This is a genomic window from Flavobacterium sp., assembly GCF_036759525.1.
Lineage (GTDB): Bacteria > Bacteroidota > Bacteroidia > Flavobacteriales > Flavobacteriaceae > Flavobacterium.
Map to the genome: position 1 here is coordinate 35722 of NZ_DAIOUN010000019.1, position 11408 is coordinate 47129.

The window sequence follows — 11408 nt, forward strand, 5'->3', positions numbered from 1 at the left end:
AGGTGAAAATTCTTGATCGCTATATACTGACTTCCTTTCTTAATACATTTGCTACGGTATTTGTTATCCTTTTTTTTATTTTTATTTTACAAGGAATTTGGTTGTTTATAGCAGATTTAACAGGTAAAGATTTAGATAGCTTTTTGATCGTAAAGTTTTTACTTTTCTACTCACCCAAAGTTGTACCCCTAGTATTGCCCTTATCGGTCTTATTGGCATCTATTATGACCTTTGGGAATTTTGCTGAAAATTATGAATTTGCAGCAATGAAATCTTCCGGAATTTCACTAAAGCGAGCCATGAAATCGCTAACCGTTTTTATTCTAATATTGAGTCTTACCGCTTTCTTTTTTGCAAATAATGTTATTCCTCAAGCCGAATTCAAATTTGTAAACTTAAGAAAAACCATCATACAACAAAAACCTTCTATGGCAATTGCAGAAGGACAATTTAGCACCGTAGGCAGTTATACCATAAAAGTGGAAAAGAAATATGGTGAAAATAAAAATCTACTTCAAGATGTAACCATACATAAAATTTCAAACTTAGGTGTTGGAACAACCGAGGTGATAAAATCAAAGAGAGGAGAATTAATTAGTAATGAGAACTCCAACTTTTTACAACTGGTACTTTACGATGGGAATTTTTACCAAGATGTCACTCCAAAGAACTTTGAAGAACGCAATAAAGTTCCTTTTGCCAAGAGTTCGTTTGAAAAATACATCATCAATTTTGATTTGGCTCCCTTGCAAAAATCGGATTTACCGGAAGATCAAATTACCAATACCAATACAATGCTCAATGTGAATGAGTTGAAATACACACTTGATTCACTAGAAACCAATAAAAAGAAGGATATAATTTCGTTTTCTGAAAATTTACATCAACGCTTTTCTGTTATCAATTCAGACGTACATAACAAACCAAAAGTAAAAGATACTTTAATTTCGGATGTTACCTCAATATTAGAAAATTATCAAAAAGTTCAATTGCTTGAAATTGCCAAATCGAATGTGGCCAACACTAAATACAGTATTGAAGGATCTCAATTTGAATTTGCCTCAAAAACTAAAAACATTAACAATCACTGGCTTGCATTGTATGATAAATTTGTGATTGCCTATGCTTGCATTTTGATGTTTTTTATTGGAGCACCTATTGGGGCCATCATTCGCAAAGGCGGACTGGGATTGCCTATAGTTTTTGCTATGGTAATATTTATAGTGTATCATTTTATCAATGTTTTTGGAAAAAAAGTAGCTCAAGAAGACGGCATCACTCCTTTTTTAGGGGCGTGGATGTCATCCTTACTTTTAACACCTTTTGCATTATTACTAACCTACAGAGCTACGAACGATATCGGGTTAATGTTAAACTTTGATTGGATTACAGCTCCCTTTCAAAAATGGTTTGCAACAAAAGAAGAAAAAGGAAAAACTCAAATAGTCGATTTAAATTCAGTTACCCTTACACCGGATGAAGATTGGGAAAAACTAAACAGTTTATCAGATGAATCCCTAGTTCAAACTGTAAAAAATGCCAAACAATTTGACTATACTGAAACGTTTCGATTAAAAGCTTTAAAAATATTAGAAACTAGAGGTATCACACAACAAGATTTGGCCAAGAGTGGAGATTTAAGAAATGAAGAATATGAAAAACTAACTTCACTTTACAGTCAATTTAAATCCCAAAATCAAATCACTTTTATATGTTATTTGCTTGCAATGATTTTGAGCGGAACAATGGTGCCTATATTGATTGTTTTTGGTATTGTTAATCTAATTGTTTTCTATATTTTCTTATACAAAATCCATCAAACTTTGGAAAGTATGAGTCGAATATCCGGAAAACCCCTAGATATTTCAATCTGGATAACCTTTTTAGTGGGATTTCCCTTTTTTATATTCCTATATTATTACAACCGAAATCAAGTAAAAGCATTCATATCACAATACCGAAAATAAATACATCATGTCAGAGAAAATTCAGCTCAATACTATAGAAGAGGCAATTGAAGATATACGTCAAGGGAAAGTTATTATTGTTGTAGATGACGAAGATCGAGAAAATGAAGGCGATTTTTTAGCTGCAGCCGATAAAGTTACTCCTGAGATGATAAATTTCATGGCAATGCATGGCCGTGGTCTCATTTGTGTACCCTTAACCGAAAGCAGATGTAAAGAATTAGAGTTACATGCAATGGTAACCAATAATACCGATCATATGGAAACGGCATTTACAGTATCTGTAGATCTCAAAGGTCATGGTGTTACAACCGGAATTTCTGCTGGAGATAGAGCCAAAACCATTCAAGCACTTGTAAATCCGGATTGCAAACCTTATGATTTAGCACGTCCAGGTCATATTTTTCCATTAATTGCCAAGCAAGGAGGCGTTTTAAGAAGAACAGGACATACCGAGGCCGCAATTGATTTTGCTCGATTAGCCGGATTTAATCCGGCTGGTGTTATTTGTGAAATTATGAATGAAGACGGTACTATGTCGCGACTTCCTGAATTAATTGAGGTAGCCAAAAAATTTGATTTAAAACTAGTATCAATTGAAGATTTGGTAGCCTATAGAATGCAACACGATAGTTTGATACAGAAAAAAGAAGATTTTGAAATGGTTACCCGTTTTGGAAAATTCAGATTGAGAGCCTACCTTCAAACTACCAACAAACAGGTTCATATTGCTTTAACAAAAGGAAGTTGGAATCAAGGTGATCCCGTTTTAACTCGAATCAATTCTAAGCAAGTAAACAATGATATTTTAGAAACTTTGACTAATAATTCCGACAGAAGATTGGAAGCCATGTTTGCTCGTATTTCCGATGAAGGTAAAGGTGCAATACTTTTTATCAACCAAGAGATCCCTTCAATTGAATTACTAAAACGTATAGGTGAACTCAAAGAACTTCAGGAAGATGGCCAAATGAAAGCACCTCCTATCAAAATGGATTCAAAAGATTTTGGAATTGGAGCTCAAATTTTACATGATTTAGATATTTCAAAAATTCGTTTACTTTCAAATTCTGAACAAACAAAAAGAGTAGGTATGATTGGATACGGACTGGAAATTACAGAATACGTTCCTTTTTAATTTTTTTTGATTACCTATTTTACACTAAGTAAAAGAATATGAAACCGTTATAAAAAAAGATTGTTTTTCAATACTTTTTTAAAAGAGAAACGCTTGCATAAACAAAAAAACATGCTATATTTGCACTCGCAATCGCAAAATGATTGCGGTTTATTGGAGAAATGGCAGAGTGGTCGATTGCGGCAGTCTTGAAAACTGTTGACTGTAACAGGTCCGGGGGTTCGAATCCCTCTTTCTCCGCCAGTAGAAATACAAATTGAATTAAAACCCTTAAAATCGTATGATTTTAAGGGTTTTTTCTTTTTAATTCTTATCAAATCATTCATTCATACGTGAACCTAAAGGGATAAAATAGGTTACCCTAAACAAACTCTAATCAGGGTAACCGAATTTTGTTTCAGACTAGTATTTACAGGGTTTTACAGCTAGTTCAACAACCCGTTTAGAAGTTGTACATCTTGTAGATTAGTCCTTACGAAGTTAAATTTAATAACAACTAAAAAAGGTCACCACCATGAAAACAAAAGTTTCTATTCTCTTTTACGCTAAGAGAGCAAAAGCCAATGCAAACGGATTAGTTCCAATCTACACACGAATTACAATTGATGGCAAACGAATCGAATTAAGCACCAATCGATTTGTAGAAATCTCCAAATGGTCTTCAGAAGCGGGTAAAATGAAAGGAACTTCAGTTGAAGCAAGTTCAATAAATAGACATCTTGATTTACTTAGAGGTCAAATTAGGGAAATTGAGATGGAATTTATCCATAGAAAAATATTGATAACAACAGAAAGTTTTAAAAGCAAACTATCTGGAAAAGATGAGCGTCCAAGAATGCTCGTTCCCATCTTCCAAGATCACAACAACAAAATAAAAGAATTGGTTGGTAAAGAATACGCACCAGGAACATTAGAACGCTACACTACTTCACTCAAGCATACTATCGAATTTATGCAATGGAAATACAAGATATCCGATATTGATATTAAGAAGATTGATCATGCCTTCATAACCGATTACGAGTTTTGGTTGAGAAGCGTTAGGAACTGTTCAAATAACACTACAGTAAAGTACATCAAAAATTTTTATAAAATAATCAAAATCTGTTTAAATAATGATTGGCTCGATAAAAATCCTTTCGCAAATTATAAATCCAAAGTCAAAGAGGTTGAACGAGTTTTTTTAACTGAGAACGAATTACAATCCATAATCGAAAAAGATTTCAAAACAGAAAGGCTGTCTTTAGTCAGAGATATTTTTCTATTTAGCTGCTTTACCGGTTTAGCATACATAGATGTCAAAAACTTAACAAAATCACATATAAGCTATGGAATTGATGGTGAAAAATGGATTTTCACACACAGACAAAAAACGGAAAGTGCCTCTAAGATTCCAATTCTTCCGGTAACTCAAATGATAATCGAGAAATACGAGAATCATCCACAATGCTTAAATAATGGTCGCCTCCTCCCTATCCTATCCAATCAAAAAATGAATGCCTATTTGAAAGAAATAGCAGCAATATGTGAAATCGAAAAAGAGCTAACCTTTCATATTGCTCGACATACCTTTGCAACAACTGTAACCCTTACAAACGGAGTCCCTATTGAAAGTGTAAGTAAAATGCTTGGGCATAAAAACTTGAGAACCACACAACACTATGCAAAAGTTTTGGATAGAAAAGTGAGTGAGGATATGCTTATTTTAAAACAAAAACTCTCAAAGCTTCCAATTTCTAAAATTTCCAATGGTCAAAAAAAGATAATGTAAAGTTTTTTTATATTTTAGTAATTCCAAAAACAACATTAGTAATTAAAAATCGAACACCACAAAATTTTAGTTACTAAAAGTACTCTTTTTGCCTATAAAAAAAAGCGACCCTTGAGAGGCCGCTTTGAATGTTTTCACAACGGAATAATCCTTATTGTGAATTGCTTCAAAATTGTAGTACAATAATACAAATTAATTTTTAAATATACATTACGGATTTCCGTAAAACACATTTTTTTCTTTTATATACATTGCAAAATAAACCATTTTTATGAAAAAAATATTAGGATTAGATTTAGGAACAAACAGCATTGGATGGGCTTTAATAGAACAAGATTTTGAAAACAAACAAGGTAAAATTCTTGGAATGGGTAGTCGTGTTATCCCGATGGGAGCAGAATTAAGTAAGTTTGAACAAGGACAAGCTCAAACTAAAAATGCTAACAGAAGAATAGCAAGAGGAACGAGGAAACTCAATAAAAGATATAAACAGAGAAGAAATAAACTGATTTATATTTTGCAAGAACTTGGAATGCTACCTGATCAAATTAAGCTGGTAAATGACTTTTCAAATCCAAATAAATTAGATAAAATTTCAATACTTCCAATTTCTAAAAATCAACATCAGTTAACGGCTTTTGATTTACTAGAATTGCGTGTAAAAGCATTGACTGAAAAAATTGAATTGAAAGAACTAGGTAAAATTATTTATAAATACAATCAATTAAGAGGTTATTCTGGAGGTAATTCAGAACCAGAAAAAGAAGATAATAATGATGATGAAAGCGAAGAAAAAGAAAAAAGAAATGAGAGTTTGGTGGTTTTTTCCAAAGTTCTCTCATTAGGATTGCTGGAAGAAGTTATCATAAATAAGAAAAAACTAAATAAAAGAAAAATTTCGATTGAAACGGAAGACGGAATCATTGAGGGTGAAACTTTTTTGGACAGTTTAAAAGAAGATGATTCTTTAGAGCTTCAGGTTAATATTCGTCGTGCTAAGTCAGGAGATACTATTACCATAAAACTTCCCAACAAAACAAGTTGGAGAAAGAAAATGGAAAATATCGAGAAACAATTAGCTGATAAATCAAAGGAACTCGGTCGAGAATATTTTATCTCAGAACTGTTGTTCGATATTCTAAAAGAAAATAAATGGTCAAAAATCCGCAACAATGTGATTTTGCGTTCTCGCTATGAATCGGAGTTTGAAGCAGTTTGGAAAGAACAATCGAAATATTATCCATTTCTAAACAATTTAGAAATGGATAGATTACAAAAAATAGTGGAATTCATATTTCCAGGACAAAAAGAAAGTCAGGAAAAGCTACGAAAAACAGGATTAGAAAAAGGTCTAAAGTATGTTATTAAAAATCAGGTTGTATTTTATCAAAGAGAATTAAAAGATCAATCGGATTTAATTTCTAACTGTCGTTTTGAACCGACTGAAAAAGTAGTAGCTAAAAGTCATCCTGTTTTTCAGGAATATAAAATTTGGGAGCAGATAAATAAACTAGTCATTAATACAAAAATTGAAAATGGGGTAAATCGAAAAGGTGAAATCAGATACAAGTATATTGACAGACCAATTCCAACAGCTCTAAAAGAGTGGTTATATGAAGAACTGCAAAGCAAAAAAGAGGTTTCTTTTAGTCCAATACTTAATAAACTCAAAAAAGAATTTAATCTGAGAGAGAATGTAGATTTTCTTAACGGAATGAATGTCAAAGACAAGTTAAAAGGAAATGATACAAAAGCAATTCTGCAAAAAACTTTAGGAGAACTGTGGAATGTATTTCTTTTGGATGATTTTAAAAAGCAAGTGGAACTTTGGGAAATACTTTATAATGGGAAGGGGAATGAATATGATTTGACAAGTGATAGAACTTCTAGAATATTAGCTTTTATCGAAAAATATTCACAAGACTTGGAAAATAAGGATGCAATTGCGATTAAGATGTCTAAAATAAAGTTCAGTAGAAATTATTCTAACCTTAGCCTTAAAGCAATTGAAAATATTTTACCATTGGTAAGAGCGGGAAAGTATTTTGATCAAAATTTTTCTGATACATTAAAAGATAAAATCATTAAACTTCTGAATGAAAATGTTGAAGATCCATTTGAAAAGTCTGCTCAGGAATTTTTAGACAAAAATCAGGATGTTTTAACTGGTGGAGGCATAGTAAATGCTATTGCAACCATATTGGTTTATGATAAGCATACTGCTAAAGAATATTCTAAAGATGAGTTAATTAAAGAATATACACAGATTTCAAGATTAAAACAAGGAGAACTAAGAAATCCTTTAGCGGAACAAATAATTAATGAGGCATTAATTATTGTAAGAGATATTTGGAAAAAATATGGTTTTAAGCCGGATGAAATAAGAGTAGAGCTGGCGAGGGAGCTTAAAAATAATGCGGTTGAACGTGGTAAAATTTATTCTGCAAATTTAAGAAGTCAGAAACATAATGCGGAAATCAGAAATAAATTGATTGAACTTAAACAGGAGATTTCAATTGCAAATATTGAAAAATATAAATTGTGGGTCTCTCAAGAAAACTTGCAGGAAGCATATCTTAAAAACTATAATGATCCGTCCAAATCTGAAATAGAAAAGTTAAAACTTTGGGAATCTCAAGGTCATATATCACCATATACAGGACAGCCAATTCCGCTTTCTGAACTGTTTAATCGTGAAAGATATGATGTTGATCACATCATCCCACAATCAAGATATTTTGATGATTCCCTTTCCAATAAAGTGATTTGTGAAAAATCCATCAATAATGAAAAGGGAAACAGAACTTCTATGGAATATTTCGAGGTAGGTTCAGTAAATTACCAAATTTTTACAAAAGATCAGTTTATAGATCACGCAAACAAATATTTTTCAGGAAAAAAAAGAAGAAACCTTTTGGCAACTTCCATACCAGAAGATCCTATACAAAGACAGATAAAAGACACTCAATATATTTCCATCCGTATCCGTGAAGAATTGAACAAAATTGTTGGGAACGAAAATGTAAAAACTACAACTGGAGGAGTTACAGACTATCTTAGAAATCATTGGGGGTTAACAGATAAATTTAAAGTTTTACTTAAAGAAAGATATGAAGTTATAGTACCTAAACTTGCTCAATTAGAATATGATAATTATAAGAAAGAAATTGAAAACAAGGTTAAAGAATATGAAAAAGCTGGTGTTGAATTTAATGAACCTATTTTAGATGAAGAAACTTTTATTAAGAAATTCAAAAACGAGTTTATTAGAAAGAAAAACAATAAACTAATAATAAAAGGCTGGAGTAAAAGAATAGATCATAGACATCACGCAATGGACGCCCTTGTTATAGCTTGTACGCAAGCTGCGCATATCAAAAGACTAAATGATCTCAATCAAGTTCTGAAAGAATGGTTAGATAAAAACAAAGAAAAATTCTTTCCTAGCTTTAGTGGTACTAAAACAGAATTGCTTGACGAAGTACTGAATTCAGAAGAAGAAAAAAGAAGAGAAATATTTAATCAGCTGGAGAAATTCAGAGCTATAGAAATGCCATGGAATGGTTTCCCCGAAGAAGCAGAGCAAAAACTTAAAGAAATTATTGTTTCACATAAGCCTAAAGATAAACTTTTGTTGCAATATGATATTCAAGGAAATAGACAAATAAAGTTAAGAGGACAATTACACGAAGGAACTTTGTATGGTCTCTCGAATGGAAAGGAAATATATAGGATTCCAATTAATAAACTTGCAGGAAAGCAATTTGCTACAGAAAAAACAATAGAAAAAATTGTAAATCCATTTTTAAAGAAAATAATAGAGGAACATCTAAAATTTTATGGTAAAAAAGAAGAAGCGTTTTCAGCCGAAGGAATATTAGATTTAAATAAAAAACTTGCTGAACGAAAAGACGAACAAGGAAATCCAAAACCACATCCACCAATTTCAACGATAAAAATTTATTATAAAGATCCGTCAAAATCCAAAAAGAAGAAAACTAATGATGAAGATGATATTTCATTGCAAAAGTTAGACAGACAAAAATCATTTAATAATTCTCTTTATGTTAAAACGGGAGATAATTATCTATTTGCAGTGATGGAGAAAGAAGTATTTAACAAAAAATTAAAAGAGAATAAAACTGAACGTCATTACGACTTGATTACTTTTTTCGACGCAGCCAAACTTTTAAAATCTAATTTCAATGGTTCAGAAGACAAGAAAAATTTTAATACTGAAGTTTTATTTAAAAATTATTTTGAAGAAAGAAATAAAGCAAAATTACTTTTTTCTTTAAAACAAGGAGATTTTGTATATCTCCCAGATGACGATGAAGAAGTTATTTTGGATGAATCAAGTCCTTTGTTTATAGAGTATTGGAAAAATATATCAGAAAGAAGTAAGAATATTTATGTGGTTCAAAAATTTAGTGGTAAAGAAATTTATTTTCTAAAGCATACTATTGCTGATACCATTGTAAAAAAAATAGAATTTGGGTCCCAAGATTGTTATCAAAGTCTTAATGGTAAATCTATTAAAGAGTTTTGTTTCAAGATTATTTCAGACCGTTTAGGAAATATTTCAAAAGCCAAATCATGATCAAACGCACCCTTTTCTTCGGTAACCCCGCTTATTTAAGTACTAAAAATGAGCAATTGTTGGTTTCCTATCCACAAAAGGAACTGGAATCCAAAACGGTGGCTATAGAAGATATCGGGGTGATTGTTTTAGAAAACCAACAAATAACGATTACCATTGGATTATTAGAAAAACTGATCCACAATAATGTGGCAGTAATTAATTGTGATCAACAGCATATGCCTGTAGGATTATTAATGCCTTTGAGTGGGCACAGTGAGCAAACCGAACGATTCAAACATCAAATTAATGCTTCTCTCCCACTCAAAAAAAACTTATGGCAACAAACAATATGTGCCAAAATAATGAATCAAGCAGGTCTACTGAAAGAAAAAGGAATTCCTGCCCGAAAGATGGAGCTATGGTCAAAAGAGGTTACTTCTGGGGATAGTTTAAATCATGAGTCGAGAGCTGCAGTTTATTATTGGTCAAAACTTTTTGGAGATGAAAATTTTAACCGAAGTCAAAAAGGAAAAGCACCGAATAATTTATTGAATTATGGATATGCAATTTTGCGTGGCATCACTGCACGAGCCTTGGTAAGTTCGGGTATGTTGCCCACGTTAGGTATTTTTCATCGCAATAAGTACAATGCTTATTGTTTGGCGGATGACATTATGGAACCCTATAGGCCTTATGTGGATTTGATTGTAAGTCATATAGTAGAGACAGAAGATAACTATGATGAATTGACGGTTGATTTAAAGAAGCAGTTATTGAGTGTGGCCAGTATCGATGTGCAATTGGATGGGAAAAGTAGCCCATTGATGGTGGCCATGAGCAGAACGACTAATTCCCTTTATGAGTGTTTTGAGGGAAGTTCTCGAAAAATCTTATACCCGGTTTATGTATGATCAACACTATACCCGCTTAAATCAGTACAGAAGTTTGTGGATACTTGTATTTTTTGATTTGCCCACAGAAACGCGAAAAGAGCGAAAAATGGCCAGTGGATTTCGTAAGAAATTATTGGACGATGGTTTTAGTATGTTTCAATTTTCAATTTACATGCGGTTTTGTGCAAGCCGTGAAAATGCAGAAGTACATACAAAAAGAATCAAAAACAATCTTCCGGAGCTCGGAAAAATTGGTGTCATGCAAATTACGGATAAACAATTTGGCATGATGGAACTTTTTTATGGAAAAAAACCGGTCGAACCTGAAAAACCTTCTCAACAATTGGAATTATTTTAAATAAAATAGAATTTAAATTTTACTCGTTTAGGATTAATTCATAAATAAAACTCCTTTTTTTTAAATTTCTATACCTTTATCTAACTCGCAACCTATCAGGCTATTATAAGCCAATAGGTTGCGAACAATAGATAAAAGTACAATTTTGAAAGCAATTCACAACTTATAATCAGAAAAGGTGTGTTATCTACTTGTTGCGAACAATAGATAAAAGTACAATTTTGAAAGCAATTCACAACGTTAATGGTTGTGAATCAAACCTGTCGTTTGTTGCGAACAATAGATAAAAGTACAATTTTGAAAGCAATTCACAACGTGTAGATAATTGGTGCACCATCTTTTATCGTTGCGAACAATAGATAAAAGTACAATTTTGAAAGCAATTCACAACAGGATTGCACAATGTTATCATTGAAGCCAAGTTGCGAACAATAGATAAAAGTACAATTTTGAAAGCAATTCACAACAACGCATTGAGATGCTTCATCAATAAAAGGTTGCGAACAATAGATAAAAGTACAATTTTGAAAGCAATTCACAACTTAGATCAGTTTCAGATACACGCTTACAATGTTGCGAACAATAGATAAAAGTACAATTTTGAAAGCAATTCACAACATCTCTCTTGATTGCCTCTTCGTTAACTAAGTTGCGAACAATAGATAAAAGTACAATTTTGAAAGCAATTCACAACCTATT

5 protein-coding genes, 1 tRNA gene, 1 pseudogene and 1 CRISPR repeat array are annotated in these 11408 nt (G+C 32.0%); all 7 genes and pseudogenes read left to right on the top strand.

The window, feature by feature from the left end; all coding sequences use genetic code 11:
* Positions 1–2: 2 nt before the first annotated feature.
* Positions 3–1436 (top strand): annotated as a pseudogene (locus V7M80_RS11405) (LptF/LptG family permease); the annotation flags it as partial.
* A gap of 538 nt (positions 1437–1974) precedes the next feature.
* Positions 1975–3105, top strand: coding sequence for a 3,4-dihydroxy-2-butanone-4-phosphate synthase (ribB, locus tag V7M80_RS11410; protein WP_333696226.1), 1131 nt, complete (start codon positions 1975–1977; stop codon positions 3103–3105).
* 155 nt (positions 3106–3260) lie between these two features.
* A tRNA-Ser gene (locus V7M80_RS11415) sits at positions 3261–3348 on the top strand.
* A gap of 271 nt (positions 3349–3619) precedes the next feature.
* The gene (locus V7M80_RS11420) at positions 3620–4876 is read left to right on the top strand and encodes a site-specific integrase (RefSeq protein ID WP_333696227.1); all 1257 of its coding nucleotides are present in this window, start codon (positions 3620–3622) and stop codon (positions 4874–4876) included.
* A gap of 271 nt (positions 4877–5147) precedes the next feature.
* Positions 5148–9476: a type II CRISPR RNA-guided endonuclease Cas9 gene (gene cas9 / locus V7M80_RS11425; RefSeq protein ID WP_333696228.1), complete on the top strand. Its 4329-nt coding sequence runs from the start codon at positions 5148–5150 to the stop codon at positions 9474–9476.
* Entirely contained in the window at positions 9473–10369 is an 897-nt protein-coding gene (gene cas1 / locus V7M80_RS11430) for a type II CRISPR-associated endonuclease Cas1 (RefSeq protein WP_333696230.1), read from the top strand. Before cas9 ends, cas1 begins: the two co-directional genes overlap by 4 nt.
* Positions 10362–10709 carry a CRISPR-associated endonuclease Cas2 gene (gene cas2 / locus V7M80_RS11435; protein WP_333696231.1) on the top strand — a complete coding sequence of 116 codons (348 nt, stop codon included), beginning with the start codon at positions 10362–10364 and terminating at the stop codon, positions 10707–10709. The genes cas1 and cas2 overlap by 8 nt, the downstream gene beginning before the upstream one ends.
* Before the next feature lie 117 nt (positions 10710–10826).
* Positions 10827–11403: a CRISPR direct-repeat array (repeat unit 46 nt; unit sequence GTTGCGAACAATAGATAAAAGTACAATTTTGAAAGCAATTCACAAC).
* Positions 11404–11408: the final 5 nt, after the last annotated feature.

Coding starts and splice junctions, on each gene's coding strand:
- ribB (WP_333696226.1), top strand. CDS start 1,975: ATGTCAGAGAAAATTCAGCTCAATACTATAGAAGAGGCAATTGAAGAT.
- cas2 (WP_333696231.1), top strand. CDS start 10,362: ATGTATGATCAACACTATACCCGCTTAAATCAGTACAGAAGTTTGTGG.
- V7M80_RS11420 (WP_333696227.1), top strand. CDS start 3,620: ATGAAAACAAAAGTTTCTATTCTCTTTTACGCTAAGAGAGCAAAAGCC.
- cas9 (WP_333696228.1), top strand. CDS start 5,148: ATGAAAAAAATATTAGGATTAGATTTAGGAACAAACAGCATTGGATGG.
- cas1 (WP_333696230.1), top strand. CDS start 9,473: ATGATCAAACGCACCCTTTTCTTCGGTAACCCCGCTTATTTAAGTACT.